General features: G+C 64.5%; 22 protein-coding genes. 5 read left to right on the top strand and 17 right to left on the bottom strand.

The features are described from left to right. Positions 1–9 precede the first annotated feature (9 nt). The 11 genes from ACVCMB_RS17105 to ACVCMB_RS17055 all read right to left on the bottom strand — a co-directional run bounded on the left by ACVCMB_RS17105 (position 10) and on the right by ACVCMB_RS17055 (position 10,168). Positions 10–693 carry a class I SAM-dependent methyltransferase gene (locus tag ACVCMB_RS17105; RefSeq protein WP_447105788.1) on the bottom strand — a complete coding sequence of 228 codons (684 nt, stop codon included), beginning with the start codon at positions 691–693 and terminating at the stop codon, positions 10–12. Further along, positions 690–1,856 carry a glycoside hydrolase family 99-like domain-containing protein gene (locus tag ACVCMB_RS17100; protein WP_447105787.1) on the bottom strand — a complete coding sequence of 389 codons (1,167 nt, stop codon included), beginning with the start codon at positions 1,854–1,856 and terminating at the stop codon, positions 690–692. Before ACVCMB_RS17100 ends, ACVCMB_RS17105 begins: the two co-directional genes overlap by 4 nt. Beyond that, positions 1,856–3,109: a class I SAM-dependent methyltransferase gene (locus ACVCMB_RS17095; RefSeq protein WP_395117112.1), complete on the bottom strand. Its 1,254-nt coding sequence runs from the start codon at positions 3,107–3,109 to the stop codon at positions 1,856–1,858. Before ACVCMB_RS17095 ends, ACVCMB_RS17100 begins: the two co-directional genes overlap by 1 nt. After that, the gene (locus ACVCMB_RS17090) at positions 3,106–4,065 is read right to left on the bottom strand and encodes a GDP-mannose 4,6-dehydratase (protein WP_395117110.1); all 960 of its coding nucleotides are present in this window, start codon (positions 4,063–4,065) and stop codon (positions 3,106–3,108) included. The genes ACVCMB_RS17095 and ACVCMB_RS17090 overlap by 4 nt, the downstream gene beginning before the upstream one ends. Further along, positions 4,065–5,090 (bottom strand): glycosyltransferase family 2 protein, encoded by a 1,026-nt coding sequence (locus ACVCMB_RS17085; RefSeq protein WP_447105786.1) that lies wholly within the window; start codon positions 5,088–5,090, stop codon positions 4,065–4,067. Before ACVCMB_RS17085 ends, ACVCMB_RS17090 begins: the two co-directional genes overlap by 1 nt. Further along, positions 5,090–5,941 (bottom strand): hypothetical protein, encoded by an 852-nt coding sequence (locus ACVCMB_RS17080; protein ID WP_395117107.1) that lies wholly within the window; start codon positions 5,939–5,941, stop codon positions 5,090–5,092. The genes ACVCMB_RS17085 and ACVCMB_RS17080 overlap by 1 nt, the downstream gene beginning before the upstream one ends. Positions 5,942–5,959: 18 nt before the next feature. Next, complete coding sequence (locus ACVCMB_RS17075) at positions 5,960–7,468, bottom strand: lipopolysaccharide biosynthesis protein (protein WP_395117105.1); 1,509 nt, start codon at positions 7,466–7,468, stop codon at positions 5,960–5,962. Positions 7,469–7,472: 4 nt separating this feature from the next. Continuing rightward, positions 7,473–8,567: a GDP-mannose 4,6-dehydratase gene (gene gmd, locus ACVCMB_RS17070; protein ID WP_447105785.1), complete on the bottom strand. Its 1,095-nt coding sequence runs from the start codon at positions 8,565–8,567 to the stop codon at positions 7,473–7,475. 43 nt (positions 8,568–8,610) lie between these two features. Further along, positions 8,611–9,468, bottom strand: coding sequence for a glycosyltransferase family 2 protein (locus ACVCMB_RS17065; protein ID WP_447105784.1), 858 nt, complete (start codon positions 9,466–9,468; stop codon positions 8,611–8,613). A 68-nt stretch (positions 9,469–9,536) separates the two neighbouring features. Then, positions 9,537–9,932 (bottom strand): PIN domain-containing protein, encoded by a 396-nt coding sequence (locus ACVCMB_RS17060; RefSeq protein ID WP_447105783.1) that lies wholly within the window; start codon positions 9,930–9,932, stop codon positions 9,537–9,539. Then, positions 9,929–10,168 carry an AbrB/MazE/SpoVT family DNA-binding domain-containing protein gene (locus ACVCMB_RS17055; RefSeq protein ID WP_395117097.1) on the bottom strand — a complete coding sequence of 80 codons (240 nt, stop codon included), beginning with the start codon at positions 10,166–10,168 and terminating at the stop codon, positions 9,929–9,931. The genes ACVCMB_RS17060 and ACVCMB_RS17055 overlap by 4 nt, the downstream gene beginning before the upstream one ends. 245 nt (positions 10,169–10,413) lie before the next feature. Between ACVCMB_RS17055 and pilB the strand changes: the two genes are divergently transcribed. From pilB to coaE, 4 genes are all read left to right on the top strand, one after another. Further along, the gene (pilB, locus tag ACVCMB_RS17050) at positions 10,414–12,135 is read left to right on the top strand and encodes a type IV-A pilus assembly ATPase PilB (protein WP_395117095.1); all 1,722 of its coding nucleotides are present in this window, start codon (positions 10,414–10,416) and stop codon (positions 12,133–12,135) included. Between the two features lie 141 nt (positions 12,136–12,276). Continuing rightward, positions 12,277–13,557 (top strand): type II secretion system F family protein, encoded by a 1,281-nt coding sequence (locus ACVCMB_RS17045; RefSeq protein WP_395117093.1) that lies wholly within the window; start codon positions 12,277–12,279, stop codon positions 13,555–13,557. A 156-nt stretch (positions 13,558–13,713) separates the two neighbouring features. After that, entirely contained in the window at positions 13,714–14,571 is an 858-nt protein-coding gene (locus ACVCMB_RS17040) for a prepilin peptidase (RefSeq protein WP_447099395.1), read from the top strand. Next, a complete protein-coding gene (coaE, locus tag ACVCMB_RS17035) occupies positions 14,568–15,179 on the top strand; it encodes a dephospho-CoA kinase (RefSeq protein WP_447105782.1) in 612 nt (203 codons plus the stop codon). The genes ACVCMB_RS17040 and coaE overlap by 4 nt, the downstream gene beginning before the upstream one ends. A gap of 19 nt (positions 15,180–15,198) precedes the next feature. On the opposite strand, the gene ACVCMB_RS17030 is transcribed toward coaE, so the two are convergent. The 3 genes from ACVCMB_RS17030 to ACVCMB_RS17020 all read right to left on the bottom strand — a co-directional run bounded on the left by ACVCMB_RS17030 (position 15,199) and on the right by ACVCMB_RS17020 (position 16,992). Beyond that, positions 15,199–15,597, bottom strand: coding sequence for an NUDIX domain-containing protein (locus ACVCMB_RS17030; RefSeq protein ID WP_447105781.1), 399 nt, complete (start codon positions 15,595–15,597; stop codon positions 15,199–15,201). Then, positions 15,597–16,085 carry a dihydrofolate reductase gene (locus ACVCMB_RS17025; protein ID WP_447105780.1) on the bottom strand — a complete coding sequence of 163 codons (489 nt, stop codon included), beginning with the start codon at positions 16,083–16,085 and terminating at the stop codon, positions 15,597–15,599. Before ACVCMB_RS17025 ends, ACVCMB_RS17030 begins: the two co-directional genes overlap by 1 nt. A gap of 91 nt (positions 16,086–16,176) precedes the next feature. Next, positions 16,177–16,992 carry a thymidylate synthase gene (locus ACVCMB_RS17020; protein ID WP_447105779.1) on the bottom strand — a complete coding sequence of 272 codons (816 nt, stop codon included), beginning with the start codon at positions 16,990–16,992 and terminating at the stop codon, positions 16,177–16,179. A 129-nt stretch (positions 16,993–17,121) separates the two neighbouring features. Here ACVCMB_RS17020 and ACVCMB_RS17015 point away from each other — a divergent pair, with 129 nt between their 5' ends. Further along, positions 17,122–18,132 (top strand): TIGR00266 family protein, encoded by a 1,011-nt coding sequence (locus ACVCMB_RS17015; RefSeq protein ID WP_395117079.1) that lies wholly within the window; start codon positions 17,122–17,124, stop codon positions 18,130–18,132. Positions 18,133–18,235: 103 nt separating this feature from the next. On the opposite strand, the gene lgt is transcribed toward ACVCMB_RS17015, so the two are convergent. From lgt to ACVCMB_RS17000, 3 genes are all read right to left on the bottom strand, one after another. Next, positions 18,236–19,120 carry a prolipoprotein diacylglyceryl transferase gene (gene lgt, locus ACVCMB_RS17010; RefSeq protein WP_447105778.1) on the bottom strand — a complete coding sequence of 295 codons (885 nt, stop codon included), beginning with the start codon at positions 19,118–19,120 and terminating at the stop codon, positions 18,236–18,238. Between the two features lie 191 nt (positions 19,121–19,311). Continuing rightward, on the bottom strand, positions 19,312–19,815 hold the full coding sequence (locus tag ACVCMB_RS17005) for a TPM domain-containing protein (RefSeq protein WP_447105777.1): 504 nt from the start codon (positions 19,813–19,815) through the stop codon (positions 19,312–19,314). A 1-nt stretch (position 19,816) separates the two neighbouring features. Next, on the bottom strand, positions 19,817–20,680 hold the full coding sequence (locus tag ACVCMB_RS17000) for a TPM domain-containing protein (RefSeq protein WP_447105776.1): 864 nt from the start codon (positions 20,678–20,680) through the stop codon (positions 19,817–19,819).

Genomic DNA, 20,680 nt, shown 5'->3' with positions numbered 1-20,680 from the left:
CCTGTCGATTCAGTTTTGCCCGGGTGAAGACATGCGTGCCGCCGCTGGCTCAGCCTCCAGCACGATCTGAATCGCGAACATACTCGGCCACGCACGCCCCAGCCAACGCAACGGCTCTCGCACGAACCATCGATACTTGTGCAGGCCTACATACCCGTCGATTCGGATCACCCGCAGGCCGGCACCTTCGATCAATGCCACCATTGAGCGCTTGGTGAAAAATCGCAGGTGCGTGCGGTCGAGGATGCCATAGTCCTTGTAATCCCAGCGGCCCAGCAGGTGAGTCACCCGGTTGGCGGCGAACGCGATGTTGGGCAGCGAAAGGATGGCCCGACCGCCAGGCTTCAGGCGCGTCACGAGTTCAGCGAGGACCCGCTCGGGGTGCACGAGGTGCTCAAGGACGTCACCAAACAGCAAGAAGTCGTACAGGCGGCCGTCCGCCACAGGTATGCGGAGGTCGAGGTCGGCGATGTCGACGCGTCGGTAACCTGCGACTCGCGCGCCCTCCGCCTGCACCGCATCACGCTCAATGCCATCGACGACCGCATCGCATTCCTGCATGATCTCGCGGCCCAGCGTGCCATTCCAGCAGCCAATATCCAGCACTTCGGCCCGCCCCGGGTGCCCGCGCACGGCGCGGACGAAGAACGGGTTCGCATGCGCGTAGACGTCGACGCCTCTGCCCGCGGTCATGGCGTCACCTTGCGTAGGCCGAGTGCGGCCGCGGTCGCATCGAGAAAGGCGAGGCCATGCCGTTTGTCCGGCTCGAGATGACAACCCTCGGCCCACTCGTTCCATGCATTGAGGAATACGAGGCGGTGCTCCGGTACGCGTTCCGCGACGCGCGACACCGCATCATCAAGCCAACGCCTGTACAACTCCGCATCGTGGTTCTCGATAATCGTCGCCGATGTACGGCGAACGCTGTTGTCCCAGCTCGGAAAGACCACCGGATAGGTCGTTCCATCCAGCGGTGCACGCTGGCGCGTGCGATCAACGTACGCGGCATAGTCCACGATCGTGTTGAAATTGCGCTTGCCCAACCAGCGGTTGTGACGCAATGCGTCATACCAGGCTACTGGAAGCATGCGCTGCAACAGCGAAACCGCATGCCCTGTAGCATTCCTCGCCCCGGGGAAATGCCTTCGATTGGGCTCGAACTCAATGACGCCGTCGAAACCAATCGCGCGGATACCGACGGTGTCCAGCGACGAGAAGCCCGTGTGCACACCACAGAACCACGGCTCGACGCCTATCCTGTCCACGCACGCGCTGCGCCACTGCCGCAGCACGCGCGACACGCCGGGGATGTCCTCCGGGAGATAGATGGCGAACAGCGGGCGCCCCTCGACACGCAGGTAACGCGGATCGGCAAACACCTCGCAGAGCCAGGCAATGTGCTCCGCATTGTCCGCGTCATCGTAGTCTTGGCGCACCAGCACGTCGTGCTCACGCCCGCTCCACGCGCGCGACCAAGTCTGGTTCGCCCAGCACAGGCAGAACGGAAAGTCCGGCGCACCCGATCCGAGGACCTCGTCGAGCGGCCGGTTCAACAGGCGCTTTCCCTTGAACCAATAGTGGTAATAGCAGAACGCCTCGATACCGACCGCACGGGCCAGGTCCGCCTGTTGCTGCCGCGTTTCGGGGACGCGCAGGTCGTAGAAGCCGAGGTCAGCCGGCAGGTGCGGCTGGCCGTGCCCCTTGAAGCGCGGTGTGCCGGCCACGACGTTCGTCCATTCCGTGAACCCCCTGCCCCACCACTCGTCGTTTTCCGGAGTCGGATGGAACTGCGGAAGGTAGAAGGCGATCGCGCGGGCGCGCGGCGCGGGCTTTTCCGTGGGCTGCGTCCGCAACATCAGGCGGGCTCGCTCCCGGCACGCACGACCTGCAGCTCCGGCAACGGGAACACCAGGGTGCGTCCGGCGTAGCGGGGATTGGCGAGAAAGTGGGACCGGAAATGCCACGGCAGCACCAGGTGGTAGTCGTGGTCGTGGGCGAGCACGTCGGTCTCGGGGCGGATCGGCAGGAAGGTTCCGGGCGTCAACGTGCCGAACTTGTCGGGGTTCACTTCGCCCACCTCGGCGACGTCGTCGGTCGTGATGCCGCAATACTGCAGCAGCACGTTGCCCTTGGTGGAAGCGCCCAGCGCGGCGACGGTCTTCCCTTGCGCCCTGGCCTCTGCGAGAAACGCGCGCAGGCCCGAACGCGACTGTGACGTGCGTCGGGCGAAGTCCTCGAACGGCGCAAGCGTGTCCAGCCCGCGGGCACGTTCCTCGGCGAGCACGCGCGCCACCTCGGGGCTTTGGGGCATGCCCGAAGTCGATTTGGCCGCGGTCACCGAGAAGCTGCCGCCGTTCACGTCGTTGAATTCGACGTCGATGATGGTGAAGCCGACACGATCGGCCATCCATTTCACCTGCTTCAACGCGTAGTACTCCAGGTGCTCGTGGCAAACCGTGTCGTAGGACAGCGCATCCAGCATCGCAGGCATGTAACTCTGCTCGAACACCCATATGCCATCGTCGGCCAGCACGCCATGTACATCGCGCATGAAGGCGATGGGCGATTCGAGGTCGTAGAACATCGAGAACGAGGTCAGCACCCGCACCTGTTTGCCGGGGCGAACCTCGCGCAGCTTGGCGGCGGTGAAAAAATCCGCGCACAGGTCGACATGCGCCTTGTAGTACTGCCGGAACTTCGCGGCGGTGGGGTCGATACCAAGCAGGTCGGCGCCGATCGACTCCGGGTACGCCCCGAGCGTGGTGCCATCGTTGGAACCCACATCGACCACCAGATCGCCCGGACGCAGCGACACGAGTTCGCAGATACGAGCCACCTTTGCGCCCAGGTGGCGCACCATGCTCGCGTTGAGGCCCGAGCGGTATCCGTAGTTGTCGCCGTACATCTCGCCAAGATCATAGGAATGCGCGAGTTGCAGCAGGCCGCAACCGTCGTCAGCCATGCACTTGACCAGTTGCAACGGCCCACGGGTTACCTGCGCGTCCCGCGTGTGCGGAAACACGCCGGTCAACATCTGCTCGCCGAGATCGAGTACCGGCTCAAGGCGAGTGCTGTCGCACACGCGGCAGCGGTGAATCGGTTGGGTCATGACACCGAGTCCTTGTTAGCAAGCGACGCGATCGAAGCGTCGACCATCAGTCGCACGAGCGTGCCGAAATCCGTCGATGGACACCACCCCAGAATTTGCTTGGCCTTGGTAGCGTCGCCCACGACCTGGCCACGGCGATCCGGACGCACGTCAGCTTCGTTCTCTCTTACCCAGTCGCGATAGTCGAGGCCAGCATGCGCGAACGCAAGCTCGCAGAACTCCCGCACGGAATGCAGCTGCCCGGTGGCCACCACATAGTCGTCAGGCTCGCCGTGAGCGAGCATCAAACGCAGTGCACGGACATAGTCGGGCGCGTACCCCCAGTCGCGCTGCGCCTCGAGGTCGCCCAACTTGAGTTCGTCCACGAGGCCGGCGCGGATGCGAGCTACAGCATCCACGATTTTACGTGTCACGAAGGCCCGTCCGCGCAGGGGACTCTCGTGGTTGTAGAGAATCGCCGAACACGCGAACACTCCGTGCCGCATGCGATACGCCCCTACGACCGTATGCGCAAAGAGCTTTGCAGCACCATAGGGGCTGCATGGCCGAAAGGGCGTCGATTCATTCTGTGGCGACGAGACGGGGTCGCCGAACATCTCGCTACTCGAAGCCTGACAGAACCGGATGGACGCGTCGGCGTCGAGAATGGCGCTCAACATTCGCGCAACCGCCATGCCGTTGAGCTCGCCGATCGCTACCGGGTCGTCGTACATGCCGGCACCGGACGAGAGCGCCGCAAGGTTGTAGAACTCGCCCGGCCGAAATTTGTGCAACAACGCCGTGAGTGCGCCGATATCAGTGAAATCCCACTCCGCATATTCGACACCGCCGAGCATCACGCCCGGCGCCCGCCCTGTGCGCAGCAGCCCGATGACGCGATGCCCGCCATCCAGCAAGTCTGCCGCCAGATAGCTGCCATCCTGCCCGGTAATGCCAGTAATGAAAGCCGTGCTCATCAAAAACCGACCGAGCGTGCCACTGCACGCGAAACGAAGGATGCATGGGGACTGCGCGCCAAGTCATAGATGTTCATGCGCGCGTGGCGTGCAAATATCCCGCAATAAAGGCTGGACAGCGCATTGGCCAAACCCGGAGGTATCACCGCGATGGCGCGGGAGAGCAGCCGCTTGTTCCGGGGCATGGAGTGTTTGGCCAAGAAGCGGTCGTACTCGTCCCGCGCATAGCCACCGATGCTGCGATAGAGCCAGAGCTTGCGCAGTTGCCGCCAGGGTTCAGGCGCAGATATCCGGGCCTTTGCCTGTGCAGATACGCTGTCGAAGGACCATACCAGAGATGGCCACTTAAACATCCAGATCTCGAAGCCGCGCGGAGTCCACATTGCGTTACCGTAGCGGATCGTGATCAACGGCTCCGCAATGACATGCGTGATCGGCGTTTGCGACTGGAAGATCACTCCGACGTGGATGAACAGCGAGCCGTAATAGGCAACACGGTCGCGTGCGTTCCAGAAGCGTCGACTGATGACCACGCAGCCGATGAAACTCAGCGCGTGTGCCGTGTCGACGAGCAGGCGATCGGCATCCTGCGGCGCGTACTCAGAACTCGCGCCAGTGGCAACCAGCGTACGTCGCAACGTGCCCCCAAAGTCGACGGTACGTACTTCCGTGTTGACAACCACGAGTTCGACGTCGCCCTCCAGCGCCGCCATCACGCGGTCAACGGCGCCAGGTTTCAGCAGGTCGTCGTCCGTCATCAACCAGCAATAGTCGCCGCGGGCATGCGACACGGCGATGTCGTAGTCCCGGTCAACGCCCGAGTTCAGCGGTAGGCAGATGTAACGCACGCGGAGGTCGGCCGCTACGTATCGGGACATGACCTCGGCCGTGTTGTCCCTCGACGCACCATCGACAACGAGCAACTCGGTGTCATCGCGCAACTGGGCGACAATCGTGTCCAGCGTTTCGCCGATGAACGCGGCGCGATTCAGGGTCGCGATACAGATGGATAGCCGCGGATGCATCACACCTGCTCAAACGGCTGGCTCGCCATCAATGCGAACTGGCCGGTATGGTCACGGCCATAGGCCCGCAGCTGGTAACGGTTCTCGATGAACCCCTGCCGCGACTGCAAGCCCGCCATGAACGCGTCATCCAGTTGCTGCGCGTCCACGAAAAAGGCGTTGACGCCGTTGGAATCGATGCTGACAAAGCGATAGCCACGTTTGTCGAAGAACGCCTTCCAGCCGGTCAATGACACGCCGTAGTACAACTGCGAAGGATGCGCTGTCGAGCGCCTGAAGTCATCGCGGTACCTCGAAGCGACACTGCGCTCCGGTCCATACGCCGAGTTGTACTCCACCGACACGATCTTCGGGCGGAAGTCGCGTGCGAACAATGCATTCGCTATGTGCCAGTCGTTGCCGTCGATATCGAGCGAGAACACGTCGGGATCGCGGAACGCAACCTTGCCCAGGATCGCGTCCACCGTCCCCAGCGTGACGAACATGGACACGAACTGGCTGCCGATGCTGTAGCGTCCAATATTGCGGCGCGCGCGCGCGGACTGTCGCGGGTCGCCTTCGATCATCAGACCTTCGTAGCCTGCCGTGGTCAGCAGCCAGCTACTGTTGTTTTCTGTTCCCTCGGCAGCACCGATCTCGACGATATAGCGGTTCGCTCGTTTCAACTGGGTACGCAGCACATCAATGATGCCGTCTTCGCCGTTCTGGCTGAAACCCGAGAATTCCCACGTCGCTGGGTACTGCAGATCGACCCGCCGGGCTGCGCGCGACGCGGCTCCTTTCGCCAGAGCGATCGCAATGCGTTGGCGATCCTTGTGGTCTATCAAGTATTCGATGGCCTTGCTCAGCATTCCCTCTCCCGCTACTTACTAGTTTGCCGGCGCTGCGCGACCGAATGCCATGGCCACCAAACGCTTGAATTCACTTGGCGAGAAGCTGCCTGCGACGCTCATTGCGATGCCTGCCAGCGCCGCTATGCCGCCAATCCCAAGGGCTGCCCATGGCCCGACGGCGAGCATGCGGCATATCCATGCACCAAGCAATGCCGGAACGAGCGTCGCAAGTACCGGAATGCACACGTTGCGCAACAGCCATGACACGCCCGCGAAAGCCGCGACCCTTCGGCCAGTAAGCCATGTTCCTACTACCGCGTAGAGCATGTTGGTCGCGGCCCAACCTAGCGCTCCACCAAGAATCCCAAAACGCGTGGCCAACAAGAGAACCGTAGGGATTATGGTGACCAGCAGACCGAGTGCGATGGCGAACGCCAGCTTGGGTTGACCTGAAGCGAGCTGGAGGCTGTACGGAAAGTACATAACGCCATTGAGGGCCGAACCGACAGCCAGCCACGCGGCAACGGGGGCGATTTCTGCCGCAATGCGGGGATCGCCCAGCCACAACGTTACGAGCGGACCCGTCTGAAATACCACACCGAACGCGAGCGCAAACAAAGCCGTAGCGAACAGCTTCGCTGCCGAGTCGTAGAGATATTCAAGCGCCAACATATCGCCGCGCGCGATGAGCGCAGAAAACTTCGGGTAAAGCGTGTTGAACGCCGGCATCGTGAGGATCTGCAGGCCACTTACGAGCAACGCAGCCAACATGTAGTGTGCAAATGACTCGAGCGAAACCAACCGGCTCAACACAATCTTGTCGAACTGGGAGACCAACAAACCGGCGATGGCTACGCCGCCCATCCACGCCGAGAAGTTCCATACTCGTCTGAAGTCGCCAAAATCATACGGCGCATCGCATTCACCCACCGCCCGCCGAGCAAGCACGCGCAGCACGATCACCTGCAATAAGCCAAAGATTGCCTGCACGACAAAGAATGCCTGGATGCTTCGGACGCTCCACGCAAGGACCGCGATGGTAACGATCGCGGCACAGATATTGACGGCCATGCTCGTTGCTGCCGACCGCGCAAGCCGATGCGCACCTATTAATCCACCATGGTAAAGGCTGATCGGCCAACGACAGGCGAGATTGACCCCCATTAACGTCACGGCTTGCGTGACGGTTGTCGTCGGCAGCGCCTCCGCTTGTAGCCAGTGTGTACTGATCCATGGCGAGACAAACGCGACGATCACCGCGATCATGACCGCCATACCCGTGTACACGATTCCCAGGGTACGCAGCAGTGAAGCCGAACGACGCTGCTGCCCCGTCTCCGCGCCGTGCGCGATTTCGCGACTGACAGTCGGCGCCAGTCCGAGATCGAGCACTTGAAATACTGTCTGCAGCGTCGCGTAAAACCCGATGAGGCCATACGCCTCCATGCCGAGGAATCGCAGATAGAACGGCAGCGCGATCAGGTTGATCAGCACCACGACGACCGAGTTGGCCATCGCCACCGCCATGTTCCGCGCCAGTTGCATGCGGTTACTCGTTGAAGTCGTTGGCGTGGTAACCGTGCTGTCGGATCAACGCATCGCGCTCCGCGTCACGCAGGTCGGCTTGGGCCATTTCGCGCACAAGCTCATCGAAGCTGATCTTCGGCTCCCAGCCCAGCTCACGCTTTGCCTTGCTGGCGTCACCCAGCAGTGTGTCGACCTCGGCGGGGCGGAAATAGCGCGGGTCAACGGCAACGATAACCCGCCCTTTTTCATCGATACCCTGCTCGTCCAGCCCGGTACCCCGCCATGTGAGTCCGATCCCCATTTCCCTCGCGACCGCGATCACGAACTCGCGAACGCTGCGTTGATGTCCTGAGGCGATCACGTAATCGTCGGGTTGGTCGCGCTGCAGGATCATCCATTGCGCCACGACATAGTCGCGCGCGTGCCCCCAATCCCGCTTCGCATCCAGGTTTCCCAGGTACAGGCACGACTGCAGACCCAGCCTGATGCGCGCCAGACCGCGAGTGACTTTGCGCGTCACGAAGTTCTCGCCACGAACCGGAGACTCGTGGTTGAACAGGATGCCGTTGCTCGCATGGATGCCGTACGCGACACGGTAGTTGACCGTGATCCAGTACGCGTAGAGCTTCGCCACGGCGTACGGGGATCGCGGGTGAAATGGCGTGGTTTCCCGTTGCGGGGTCTCCTGGACCAGCCCGTACATTTCCGAGGTCGATGCCTGGTAGAACCGGGTTCGTCCCTGCATCCCGAGGATGCGAATGGCCTCGAGCAGCCGTAGCGTGCCAAGCGCATTCGTGTCGGCGGTGTATTCAGGCTGCTCGAACGAGACGGCTACGTGGCTTTGCGCGGCCAGGTTGTAGACCTCGTCCGGCTGCACCTGCTGCATGATCCGTATGAGGCTGGAGGTGTCCGTGACATCCCCGTGGTGCAGGAAAAAGCGCACCCCGGGGTCATGCGGGTCGCGATAAAGGTGATCGATGCGCTTTGTATTGAAAGAGGACGCACGACGCTTGATCCCATGAACCTCGTACCCGCGATCGAGCAGAAACTCGGCCAGATACGCACCGTCTTGCCCAGTGACGCCTGTGATCAACGCGCGCTTTGTTGCAGATGCCATTGACGTATAACCCTTGCTCAGTAGAACAATGCCAGCCGCACGCTCAGCTTTGATCTTGTCGGTAAATCAGCCCCGTGATCTGTTCGGATATGAGCCCGATCAAAAACACGATCACGCAGGCGCTCCACATCAACATGCTGCCGTTGGTGAGCCGGCCGTAATGGCTGTAGGTCCACGCGTAATTCGCGCAGCCCAGCAGGAAAAAAACCGCACTTGCGGGGAGGAACAACTTCAACGGCGAATACAGCGTGGCGATCTTGAAGATGATCAGCAGGAAGCGGATGCCGTCCTTGAGCGGCCGGATGTGGCTCTTGCCGACTCGCTGGGCAGCCGTGATCGGGACGTAGGCGACTGCGTAGGCGCTGCGGAAGAACGCCATGGTGCTGGTGGTGGGGTAGCTGAAGCCGTTGGGCAGCAGGTGCAGGAATTCGCGGAACTTGTCGGCGCGCACGGCGCGGAAGCCGGAGGTGAGGTCGAGCACGGGGTGGCCGGTCATCTTGGTGGCGAGCCAGTTGTACACGGTGTTGGCGATGCCCCGACCGACACCGGCCTGGCTGCTCCAGTCGCGGGCGCCCACCACCATGTCGTAGCCGCGGTCGAGCTGGTCGAGCAAACGCGCGACGTCGGCCGGATCATGCTGACCGTCGCCGTCCATGAACACCAGGATGTCGCCGGTGGCGGCGCGGGTGCCACGCTTGATCGCCGCGCCATTGCCCATCGAGTACGGCGAAGACAGGCACTGCACGCCGTTGTTTTCGCAGATGCTGCGGGTGTCGTCGGTGGAGCCGTCGTCGACCACGATGATCTCGGCCGCCGGATGCGCCGCGCGCAGTTGCGGCAGCAAGACCGCGAGCGCGGGCGCCTCGTTCTTGGCAGGCAGAATGATGCTGAGCTGGTTCAAGATCGGGCTCCCCGGTAAAGGGGGATCATAGCGTGAAGGTTGGCCGAGGACTGCCGACGAGTGCGAAGTCAGGCAATCAAGCTCATGCCCACGAACCTGGCTGCAGCGCGGTCAAAGGTCATGGTGCGTTCGCAGCCAGCCGAGGCGGCGGAGCTGGCGATCAGGCAGTCGGCCAAATCCGCCTTGGTTGCACGGCAGGTACGCAGCGCTTTCCAGACCAGACTGGCGCGCTCCACCCGCAACTCCTTGATCGTCAGTATGGATTCGATCGCCGCAAGCATTTGGGCGCGCTGCAATCCATAGGCTGCGCCCAGTACCCAACCCAGCTCGACAATGGATATCAGTGCTATCCAGCCCGGCGCATCGACAGTCAGGCTTTCGAGCAAGACGGAAGCCTTGCTCGCCTGCGCAGCGTCATCTTGCATGATGTAGCGAACCAGCACGTTGGTATCGAGGCCGATCATTTGCCTGCCGCAGCCGCCGCGATCGCCGCGTTCATCTGCTCGATTGTCATGCTCTTTCGTGGCTTGCCGAACATGCCCTTGAGCGCCCGTATCGGCCGCGTTGCGGCAACAAATTCGTACCGACCCGGCTCAATCTCCACAAACTCGATTCGATCGCCCGTACGCACCTGCATCGCCTCTCGCACGGCTGCAGGGATGGTGATCTGGCCCTTGCTGGTGATGGTGGACGTCGACATGGCTGCCTCCTTTTTCCTTACCGTACTGTAAGGAACCGGGAGCCAACCTGCAAATGCCCACACGACAGCCTGGCGCGATCCGTGCTTACGCTTGGACCAAAGCCGCCTTTGCGCCCCGGCGGCGATCGGACTATCCAGCTTGTGCGCCGCATCACCCTACCGGGACTCCGGCTGCAGGCAAAGGATGACCTGAGCGCCAGACTGCGGTAGATTCAACCACATACGGGGAAAGGGTCACGTAAGTTATGTCATCGCAACCGCAACCGTCGCTCGCAGGCCTGACCGGCATGGCGCGCCGCCTGGTGTCCGAAGGGCTGCTGCCCGAGGATGACGTTCGCAAGGCGATGGTCGACAGCACGCAACGCAAGGTGTCGCTGGGCGCGTGGCTGCTGGATCACAACCTGGTCGAGAACGCGCAGCTGACGCGGGTGCTGTCGCTCGAGTTCGGCATGCCGATGATGGACGTGACCTCCCTCAACCCGACCACGATGCCGCTGGACCTGATCAGCGAGGCGCTGATGACCAAGCATCAGGCGCTGCCGCTGTTCCGGCGCGGCAAGCGCCTGTTCGTTGGCATCGCCGACCCGACCCAGTCGCACGCGCTGGACGAGATCAAGTTCCATTCCAATTGCCTGGTCGAGCCGATCCTGGTCGAGCGCAGTTCGCTGCAGCGGACGATCGAGAACCTGCTGAACTCCATGCGCGACAACATGCCGGACATGGATACCGGCGAGTTCGACGAGCTGGATCTGGAGGTGGGCAGCGACGAGGCCGAATCCACCGGCATCGACGCCAATGCCACGGACGACGCCCCGGTGGTGAAGTTCGTCAACAAGATCCTGGTCGACGCGATTCGCCGCGGCGCCTCGGACATCCATTTCGAACCGTTCGAAACCCAGTACCGGGTGCGCCTGCGCATGGACGGCATGTTGAAGGCCGTGGCCAGCCCGCCGATGAAGATGGCCAATCGGATCTCCTCGCGCCTGAAGGTGATGGCGCAGCTGGACATCGCCGAGAAGCGCGTGCCGCAGGACGGCCGCATCAAGCTCAACCTCTCCAAGACCCGCGCGATCGACTTTCGCGTCAGCTCGCTGCCGACGCTGTTCGGCGAGAAGATCGTGCTGCGTATCCTCGACGGTTCGGCGGCCAGGATCGGCATCGAGAAACTGGGCTACGAGCCGGAGCAGCAGAAGCTCTACGTCGATGCGATCCACAAGCCTTACGGCATGGTGCTGGTCACCGGCCCCACCGGCTCGGGCAAGACGGTGTCGCTGTACACCGGCCTGAACATGCTCAACACCGCCGAGCGCAACATCTCCACGGTGGAGGACCCGGTCGAAATCCGCGTCGAGGGCATCAACCAGGTGCAGCAGAACGCCAAGCGCGGCATGACCTTCGCCAGCGCATTGCGTTCGTTCCTTCGCCAGGACCCGGACGTGATCATGGTCGGCGAAATCCGTGACCTGGAAACCGCCGAGATCGCGATCAAGGCCGCGCAGACCGGCCACATGGTGCTGTCCACCCTGCACACCAACGACGCGGCGCAGACGATCGCGCGCCTGATGAACATGGGCATCGCGCCCTACAACATCACCTCGTCGGTGACCCTGATCATCGCCCAGCGCCTGGCCCGGCGCCTGCACGAATGCAAGAAGCCGATCGAGCTGCCGCCGAAGGTGCTGCTGGATGCCGGCTTCAGCCAGGCCGACATCGACGCCGGCCTGACCATCTACCAGGCCGTGGGTTGCGAGGGCTGCAACGAGGGCTACAAGGGCCGCGTGGGCATCTACCAGGTGATGCCGATGCTGGAGGATATCCAGAAGATCATCCTGCAGGGCGGCAATGCGATGCAGATCGCCGAAGTGGCCAAGGCCGCCGGGGTCAACGACCTGCGCGCCTCGGCCCTGCTCAAGGTGAAGCAGGGGCTGACCAGTCTCACCGAGATCGACCGGGTGACCAAGGAATGACGCCCGGCGGGGCTGCAGCGCTGCGGAACTTGCGCAAGGCGCCACGGTTTGCAGCGCCGAAAATGACCTAAGCTGTAGAAAATGACTTGCCAGCCGGCCCGCGCGCCGGCTTCGAGATCGAACCATCGGGGGAAGATGCGCATGGCCACGGCTACCGCAACCGCAAAAGCAAGGGCAGACAAGACGCGTGCGCTCGGCGCCCAGCGGGCCGAGGTCAGTCAACTGACCACTTACGAATGGGTGGCGCTGGACAAGCGCGGCAAGCGCATGAAGGGCGACATGCCCGCCAAGAACGCCTCGCTGGTCAAGGCCGAGTTGCGCCGCCAGGGCATGAACCCGCAAACCGTGCGCGAACGGGCCAAGCCGCTGTTCGGCGCCTCCGGCAGCACGATCAAGCCGGGCGACGTGGCGATCTTCAGCCGCCAGATCGCCACCATGATGGCTTCCGGCGTGCCGATGGTGCAGTCCTTCGACATCATCGCCGACGGCCAGAAGAACGTCCGCTTCAAGAACGTGCTGCTCGACGTCAAGCAGAACATCGAGGGCGGCGCCTCGCTGCACGAGGCGCTGGGCCGCTACCCGGTGCAGTTCGACGAGCTGTACTGCAACCTGGTGCATGCCGGCGAAACCTCGGGCGTGCTGGACACCGTGCTGGACACGGTGGCCACCTACAAGGAACGCACCGAGGCGATCAAGAAGAAGATCAAGAAGGCGCTGTTCTACCCGATGATGGTGCTGGCGGTGGTGTTCATCGTCATCCTGATCATGCTGCTGTTCGTGGTGCCGGTGTTCGCCAAGACCTTCCAGGACGCGGGTGCGCAGTTGCCCGCGCCGACCCAGTTCCTGGTCGACGCCTCGGAGTTCATGCAGGGCTACTGGTACATCGTGGTGGGCATCATCGTCGGCAGCATCGCCGCCATCGTCATCGGCAAGAAGCGCTCGCCGAAGTTCGCCCACTTCCTGGATCGCCTCGCGCTGAAAATGCCCGTGATGGGCGACATCGTGCGCAACTCCGCGATCGCCCGCTTCGCCCGCACGCTGGGCGTCACCTTCCGCGCCGGCGTGCCGCTGGTGGAAGCCCTGGATGCCGTGGCCGGTGCCACCGGCAGCATCGTCTACGGCGACGCCGTGCGACAGATGCGCGACGACATCTCGGTCGGCCACCAGTTGCAGCTGGCCATGAAACAGACCGGCCTGTTCCCCAACATGGTGGTACAGATGACCGGCATAGGCGAGGAGTCCGGCTCGCTGGACAGCATGCTGTTCAAGGTCGCCGAGTTCTACGAGGAAGAGGTCAGCAACGCGGTGGACACCCTCTCCACCCTGCTCGAACCCCTCATCATGGTGGTGCTGGGCACCCTGGTCGGCGGCATCGTGATCGCGCTGTACCTGCCGATCTTCAAGCTGGCCGGCACGTTCTAGAGCGCTCGAAACAAAAAGCGGCGGGCAGTGCCCGCCCTACGGCGTGATATCTCGTAGGGCGGGCACTGCCCGCCGCTTTCGTTTGTGGGCGGCGCCCCGGCACCGTACCCTTGAACCCTGCCCCGCCCGGGGACCATGAACGCACAAGGCCGACGCATGCCCGAACTACCCCTCGCCGTCTGGATCGCCCTCGCCGCCGTGCTCGGCCTGCTGGTGGGCAGTTTCCTCAACGTGGTGATCCTGCGCCTGCCCGAGCGCATGACTGCAAGCTGGCGCCGGGAGGCGCGCGAGGTGCTGGAGTTGCCGGCGGATGACGCGCCGCTGCCGCCGGGTATCGTGCGCGAGCCTTCGCACTGCCCGCATTGCAAGCATCCGTTGTCGGCGGCCGACAACATTCCGCTGTTCGGCTGGCTGCTGCTGCGCGGACGCTGCCGCTATTGCAAGGCGAAGATCTCGATCCAGTATCCGCTGGTGGAACTGTTCAGCGGCGTGCTGAGCGCGCTGGTGGTCTGGAAATTCGGACCGTCCTGGACCGCGCTGGCAGGATTGGTGTTCACCTGGGTGCTGATCGCCGCGGCCGGCATCGACTTCCGCACGCAGTTGCTGCCGGACCAGTTGACCCTGCCGCTGCTGTGGCTGGGCATGGTGCTGTCGCTGATCCCGCTGTTCGCCAGCGCGCCTTCGGCGATCATCGGTGCGGCGATCGGCTACCTGAGCCTGTGGAGTGTCTACTGGGCGTTCAAGCTGCTCACCGGCAAGGAAGGCATGGGCCACGGCGACTTCAAGTTGCTGGCGGCGCTGGGCGCGTGGATGGGGCCGGTGGCCCTGCTGCCGGTGATCCTGCTGTCGTCGCTGATCGGCGCCCTGGTGGGCGGCAGCCTGATCGCGTTGCGCAGGCACGGGCGCGAGATCCCGATGCCGTTCGGACCGTTCCTGGCCGCCGCCGGCTGGGTGTGGTTCATGGCCGGTCCCCAGTTGCTGCAGGGCTACATGCACTTCACCGGCCTGCGATGAGCGGCGGGCCGCGCCTCGTGGTGGCGTTGACCGGCGGCGTGGCCGCCGGCAAGAGCGCGGTGACGCGGCGCTTCGAGGCGCTCGGCGTGCCGGTGCATGACGCCGACGTGGCTGCCCGCGAGGTGATCGCACCCGGCAGCGAAGGCCTTGCCGAGGTGGTTGCCACATTCGGGGCGGACGTGCTGGGCGACCGCGGCGAGCTGGATCGTCCCTCGATGCGCCGGCGCGTCTTCGCCGATCCCGCCGCGCGGCGCAGGCTGGAAGCCATCATCCACCCGCGCGTGCGTGCCTGGTTGCGCGAACGCGCGCAGACCGGGAGCGCGCCGTATTGCCTGCTGGCGATCCCGCTGCTGGCGGAGAACATCGCGCAGTACCGCTGGGTCGACCGCGTACTGGTGGTCGACGTCCCCGAGTCCGTGCAACTGGCCCGCCTGATCGCCCGCGACGGTGTCGACGAGGCCCTGGCACGGCGCATGATCGAGCAGCAAGCCACTCGCGCCGAGCGCCTCGCCCTCGCGGACGACGTGATCGACAACAGCGGCGACGAAAGCGCGCTGGATCAGCCCGTGGCCGAACTGCACCAGCGGTACCTGGCACTGGCACTGTAGGAGCGTACCCTGTGCGCTCCTACAACGGCGCCGTCAGCTCCGCCAGAATCACCCGGTCCGCGGGAGCGAGGATCATCGGGTCGACGCTTGCCGGCAGCATCCACTGCAACGGCTGCGCTTCGAGCGAACGGGGTTCCCCGCGCCACGACGAGACGCGCCAGGCATCGAGCAGCAGCTCCCGATCCTCGTATCGCCACGGCAAGCAGACCAAGGGCTCGGCGTCGCGCACTTGGATGCCCAGCTCCTCCAGCAGTTCACGCGCCAGTGCCGCCAGCGGTGTCTCGCCGGCTTCGAGCTTGCCGCCGGGGAACTCCCAGAATCCCGCCAGATGCTTGCCTGCCGGGCGCTGCGCCAGCAGCACGCAACCATTGCCGTCCAGCAGGACGCCAGCCATCACGTGCATGACCGTTGCGGGCATCACGCGTTGCGCAGGTACTCGACCATGTCGAAGTCGTAGGCGTGCTCGGCATCGGCCTTGTGATGCACGCGCAAGACTTCAGTCCAATCGCTGAAGTGCACGCCGGGGAAGAACGTGTCGGCACCGTCGATGGCTGCGCTGACCCAGGTCAGGTACATCCGCCGCGCGTTGGGCAAGGCCTCGGCGAACACCATGCCGCCGCCGATCACCATCAGGCCGGTGTTGCTGCAACGCGCCTGCGCCTCCTCGATCGAGCGCACGGTGATCTGGCCGGGAAACGGCGCCTCATGGCGGCGGGTGAGGACCATGTTGACCCGGTCCGGCAGCGCGCGGCCGATCGAGACGGCGGTGTTGTAGCCCATCAGCACATTCTTGCCGACGGTCAGCTGCTTGAACCAGCGCAGATCGTCCGGCAGGTGCCATGGCAGTTGGCCCTTGCGGCCGATCGCGAAGTTTTCATCGAGTGCGGCAATGAGCGAGATGGCCATGGGAAATCCTTGCAATCGTGATCATCGAAAAGGCGGCCACTCGGGCGCCGCGGGATGTCTGGAATCTTAGCAGGCCGCGCCGCGCACGGGATCAGACCGCCACCGCGGCCTTGATCGCCGGGTGCGATTGGTAGCCTTCGATCGCGATGTCCTCGTAACGGAAATCGAACACCGAGCGCACCTCGGGATTGAGCACCAGCCGCGGCAGCGGCAGCGGCTCGCGACTCAGCTGCAAGCGTGCCTGCTCGACATGGTTGTCGTACAAATGGGCGTCACCCAGGGTATGCACGAAATCGCCCACGGCCAGGCCGCAGACCTGCGCAATCATGTGCGTGAGCAACGCGTAACTCGCGATGTTGAACGGCACGCCGAGAAAGATGTCGCCCGAACGCTGGTAGAGCTGGCAGCTGAGCCTGGCGGCCTGTCCCGGGCCCGTCGGAGGGGCCACGTAGAACTGGAACAGCGTGTGGCACGGCATCAGCGCCATCTTCGGCAACTCGCCGACGTTCCAGGCACTGACGATCAACCGCCGCGAATCGGGGTTGCGCCTGATTTCGTCCACCACCCAGGAAATCTGGTCGATCGTGCCGCCGTCGATCGTCAGCCACGCGCGCCACTGCTGACCATAGACCGGTCCGAGATCGCCGTTGGCGTCGGCCCACTCGTCCCAGATGCGCACACCGTGTTCCTTGAGGTAGGCGATGTTGGTGTCGCCACGCAGGAACCAGATCAGCTCGTGCACGATCGACTTGATGTGCAGCTTCTTGGTGGTGACCAGCGGAAAACCCTGCGCAAGGTCGAACCGCATCTGCCAGCCGAACACGCTGCGCGTGCCGGTGCCGGTGCGGTCGGCCTTGGGGGTGCCGTGGTCGAGGACGTGGCGGAGCAGGTCGAGGTATGGATGCATCGGCCAAGTATAGGTAGGAGCGCACCCTGTGCGCGATGCTCTTCGAGGCACGGCACAAGAGCATCGCGCACAAGGTGCACTCCTGCAGGGGCCACGGCTAGACTCTGGCTTTTCCGCACGGAGACGGTCATGGCAGCGTGGTTTTTCAGCTACGGCAAGAATACCGAACGCGTCGGCCCGCTGGATGACGCCGCCGCGATGGCTCAGGCCCGGCGCCAGCCGGACGGCTATTGCTGGCGCGAAGGTTTCACCGAGTGGAAGGCGATCCGCAGCGTGGCCGAACTGGGCGCGGCGATGGGTCCGCCGCCGGTGCCGGCGACGCTGGGCAGCGGACGCGCCGACGAGATCGACTACACGATCGTGGGCACGGACATGCAGTTCGTCGAGATCGAACTCGATCCGGGCGAAAGCGCGATCGCCGAGGCCGGCGCGCTGATGTACAAGGAGGCCGGCGTGCAGATGGATACCGTGTTCGGCGACGGCTCCAGCGGCGGCCAGAGCGGCGGCGGCCTGATGGACAAGCTGCTCTCCGCCGGCAAGCGCGTGATCACCGGCGAGAGCCTGTTCACCACGGTGTTCACCCACCGCGGCCAGGGCAAGGCCAGGGTCGCCTTCGCCGCGCCCTACCCCGGCACCGTGCTGGCGATGAAACTCTCCGACCACGGCGGCCGGCTGATCTGCCAGAAGGACGCGTTCCTGGCCGGCGCGCGCGGCGTGCAACTGGGCATCTTCTTCCAGCGCAAGATCCTCACCGGCCTGTTCGGCGGCGAAGGCTTCATCATGCAGAAGCTCGAAGGCGACGGCTGGGTATTCGTGCATGCCGGCGGCACCATGATCAAACGCGAGCTGGCCGCCGGCGAACGGCTGGACGTGGACACCGGCTGCGTGGTGGCTTTCCACGACACCGTGGACATGGACGTGAAAGCGGTCGGCGGCATCAAGAGCATGCTGTTCGGCGGCGAGGGCGTGTTCCTGGCCACGCTGACCGGCCCGGGCACGGTGTGGCTGCAATCACTGCCGTTCTCGCGACTGGCCGGTCGCATGCTGGCAGCCGCGCCGCAGGGCGGCGGGCAACGTCGCGGCGAGGGCTCGATCCTCGGCGGCCTGGGCGACATCCTGGGCGGCGACCGCAACTTCTGACGTCGCTCGCGGGGAGGACAATGCCCATCATTGTCGTGCCGGGGAACAGCTAGCGGGCAATGCCCGCCGCATGCGCGTCAAGAAGCGGCGGGCGGTGCCCGCCCTACGAGGGATTGGCCAGCGGCAACGTGGGTGCGCGGCGGGACATGGCGATCAGCACCAGCCCGACCGCGATCAGCGGCAGCGACTGCATCTGTCCCATCGTCACCCAGTCGGTGCCGAACAGATAGCCCAGTTGCGCGTCGGGCACGCGCACGAACTCCACCGCGAAGCGGAACACGCCATACAGCAGCGCGAACAAACCCGACACCAGATAACGCGGACGCGGTTTCAGCGACACCAGCCACAGCACCACGAACATCACCACGCCTTCCAGGCACAGTTCGTAGAGCTGCGAGGGATGTCGGGTCAGCCCGCCGAACTGCTGCAGCTGCGGCAGCCAGGCCGGGTGCGCCGTGGCCCAGGCGATGTCCTCGGCCTGTGCGCCGGGAAAAATCATCGCCCATGCATGGTGCGCGGGTTTGCCCCACAGTTCGCCGTTGATGAAATTGCCGAGCCGTCCCAGGCCCAGTCCGAGCGGCACCAGCGGAGCCACGAAATCCACCGTGTCGAAGAAGTGCAGCGCGTTGCGCCGCGACCACCACCAGCCTGCGGCGAGCACGCCGAGCAGACCGCCGTGGAAGCTCATGCCACCATCCCACACCTTGAAAAGCACCAGCGGCTCGCGCCAGATCCAGCCGATACCGCCCTCGTAATAGAACAGCATGTACCAGATGCGCCCGCCCACGATGACGCCCAGCATGCCGTAGAACAGCAAGTCGCCCAGCGCGTCGCGGCTCACCGGCAGGCGTCCGCGGCGGCGCCGGTATTCGCCCAGCACGGCGACGAAGAGGAAGCCCAGCAGATACATCAGGCCGTACCAGTGCACCTGCACCGGACCGACATGGAAGGCGACCGGATCGAATTGGGCGACAAAAGGCTGCGACATGCGGAAGGGGCCGATCGGGCAAAGGCCAAGTGTAGCGTCACGCAAGGATTCGGAAAGATGCCGCGGGCGCAGGCACGCAGGAGCCCGCTCGCGGGCGATGCTCTTGTCTCGGACCAGGGATCTGCAAAAGCATCGCCCGCGAGCGGGCTCCTACGAGTGCCGGTCTGGCCCCGAGACACGCCCGCGCGCGTTCACAGCAACACCGGCCGATCCGGCAGCTCGTCGGGATTGGCCTTGTCGTGGGCGGGAAAGTGCTGCAGCAGCAGGGCGTGGGTGGCGGCGATGCCGCCCAGGCTGCCTTCGCGCCATTCGCCGTTTGCGTAGTGGTTGCGCATGGTGGTGCAGATGCCGGCCCATGCCGCCGGCGACACGCGTGCGGCAATGCCGCGGTCGACAACGATCTCGATGCGATGCTCGGCCAGCAGCACGTACAGCAGCACGCCGCTGTTGTGCTCGGTGTCCCACACGCGCAGCTGGCTGAACAGCTGGCGCGCGCGGATGGCTGCGTCAAGTCCGCCCAGTACGGCCAGCGGGTGGAGTCGCGATTCGATGGCCACGCGCACTTCGCCGTGGTGGCCACGTTCGCCGGCAGCGATGGCAGCCGTGATCTCGTCCAGCAAGCTGGCGGGAAAACGCCGCCGCAGCTGGAACCAGCCCTCGAACGTGTTTGCCAGCACTCGTCGCATGCGCATCATGTCACCAGCTCCCCGAGGCACCGCCGCCGCCGAAGCTGCCGCCGCCTCCGCTGAAACCGCCGCCGCCGAAACCTCCGCCGCCGAAGCCGCCGCCGCCGAAGCCACCGAAACCGCCCCAGCCGCCACCGCCGATCGAGCGCCCGCCGCCGGAAGGCAGCAGCATCACGATGCCGCCAACCACCGCGCCGAGCACGCCGGCGCCGACGGAAACCAGCAGCCACAACAGGCCGCCAATCAGCGCGCCGCCCAGCGGCACCCGTACCAGCGCATGCGCCCGGCCCAGCACGCCGTGCAGGAAGATCGCGGCGAACAACGCAATCATCAACATGCCTTGCAGCCCGAGGCCGCGATCCTCGCGCGGCGCCCCTTCCACCGGTGGCGGCAATGGCTCGCCGTCGATCAGCTGGGTCAGCGCGCCGACGGCGTCGTGGATGCCGCCGAAATAGTCGCCCGTGCGGAACTTCGGCGCGATGTACTCGCGGATGATGCGCGCGTTGGCGGCGTCGGGGATCGCGCCCTCCAGGCCATAACCGACCTCGATGCGCACGCGCCGGTCGTTCTTGGCGACGAGCAGCAGGACGCCGTCATCGGTGCCCTTGCGGCCGATCCTGTTGGCTTCGGCGACCGCCAGCGAGTACTCCTCGATCGGCTGCTCGCCGGTGCTGCCCACCATCAGCACCACCAGTTGCGCACCCTTGGCCTTTTCCAGCGCCACCAGTTGCGCGTCGAGCTGGTCGACCTGGGCCGCGTTGAGCGTGCCGGTGAGATCGGTGACGTGCCGCGCCAGTTGCGGCACCGCCGCCGCCTGCAGCGCCGCCGGCAGGCACAGCAGCAACGCCAGCAGCGGCAGCAGGCGGCGGATCAC

It is taken from the genome of Rhodanobacter sp. UC4443_H10, from assembly GCF_052978325.1.
This window is presented reverse-complemented; position numbering and strand designations above follow the sequence as displayed.

What these genes read in the sequence shown, in the direction of transcription:
- gmd (WP_447105785.1), bottom strand. Translation starts at nt 8,567, where the DNA reads ATGGCATCTGCAACAAAGCGCGCGTTGATCACAGGCGTCACTGGGCAA.
- pilB (WP_395117095.1), top strand. Translation starts at nt 10,414, where the DNA reads ATGTCATCGCAACCGCAACCGTCGCTCGCAGGCCTGACCGGCATGGCG.
- ACVCMB_RS17105 (WP_447105788.1), bottom strand. Translation starts at nt 693, where the DNA reads ATGACCGCGGGCAGAGGCGTCGACGTCTACGCGCATGCGAACCCGTTC.
- ACVCMB_RS17060 (WP_447105783.1), bottom strand. Translation starts at nt 9,932, where the DNA reads ATGATCGGCCTCGATACCAACGTGCTGGTTCGCTACATCATGCAAGAT.
- ACVCMB_RS17005 (WP_447105777.1), bottom strand. Translation starts at nt 19,815, where the DNA reads ATGATGCGCATGCGACGAGTGCTGGCAAACACGTTCGAGGGCTGGTTC.
- ACVCMB_RS17080 (WP_395117107.1), bottom strand. Translation starts at nt 5,941, where the DNA reads ATGCTGAGCAAGGCCATCGAATACTTGATAGACCACAAGGATCGCCAA.
- ACVCMB_RS17025 (WP_447105780.1), bottom strand. Translation starts at nt 16,085, where the DNA reads ATGGCCATCTCGCTCATTGCCGCACTCGATGAAAACTTCGCGATCGGC.
- ACVCMB_RS17085 (WP_447105786.1), bottom strand. Translation starts at nt 5,090, where the DNA reads ATGCATCCGCGGCTATCCATCTGTATCGCGACCCTGAATCGCGCCGCG.
- ACVCMB_RS17030 (WP_447105781.1), bottom strand. Translation starts at nt 15,597, where the DNA reads ATGCCCGCAACGGTCATGCACGTGATGGCTGGCGTCCTGCTGGACGGC.
- ACVCMB_RS17020 (WP_447105779.1), bottom strand. Translation starts at nt 16,992, where the DNA reads ATGCATCCATACCTCGACCTGCTCCGCCACGTCCTCGACCACGGCACC.
- lgt (WP_447105778.1), bottom strand. Translation starts at nt 19,120, where the DNA reads ATGTCGCAGCCTTTTGTCGCCCAATTCGATCCGGTCGCCTTCCATGTC.
- ACVCMB_RS17055 (WP_395117097.1), bottom strand. Translation starts at nt 10,168, where the DNA reads ATGTCGACGTCCACCATCACCAGCAAGGGCCAGATCACCATCCCTGCA.
- ACVCMB_RS17040 (WP_447099395.1), top strand. Translation starts at nt 13,714, where the DNA reads ATGCCCGAACTACCCCTCGCCGTCTGGATCGCCCTCGCCGCCGTGCTC.
- ACVCMB_RS17095 (WP_395117112.1), bottom strand. Translation starts at nt 3,109, where the DNA reads ATGACCCAACCGATTCACCGCTGCCGCGTGTGCGACAGCACTCGCCTT.
- ACVCMB_RS17015 (WP_395117079.1), top strand. Translation starts at nt 17,122, where the DNA reads ATGGCAGCGTGGTTTTTCAGCTACGGCAAGAATACCGAACGCGTCGGC.
- ACVCMB_RS17090 (WP_395117110.1), bottom strand. Translation starts at nt 4,065, where the DNA reads ATGAGCACGGCTTTCATTACTGGCATTACCGGGCAGGATGGCAGCTAT.
- coaE (WP_447105782.1), top strand. Translation starts at nt 14,568, where the DNA reads ATGAGCGGCGGGCCGCGCCTCGTGGTGGCGTTGACCGGCGGCGTGGCC.
- ACVCMB_RS17075 (WP_395117105.1), bottom strand. Translation starts at nt 7,468, where the DNA reads ATGCAACTGGCGCGGAACATGGCGGTGGCGATGGCCAACTCGGTCGTC.
- ACVCMB_RS17100 (WP_447105787.1), bottom strand. Translation starts at nt 1,856, where the DNA reads ATGTTGCGGACGCAGCCCACGGAAAAGCCCGCGCCGCGCGCCCGCGCG.
- ACVCMB_RS17045 (WP_395117093.1), top strand. Translation starts at nt 12,277, where the DNA reads ATGGCCACGGCTACCGCAACCGCAAAAGCAAGGGCAGACAAGACGCGT.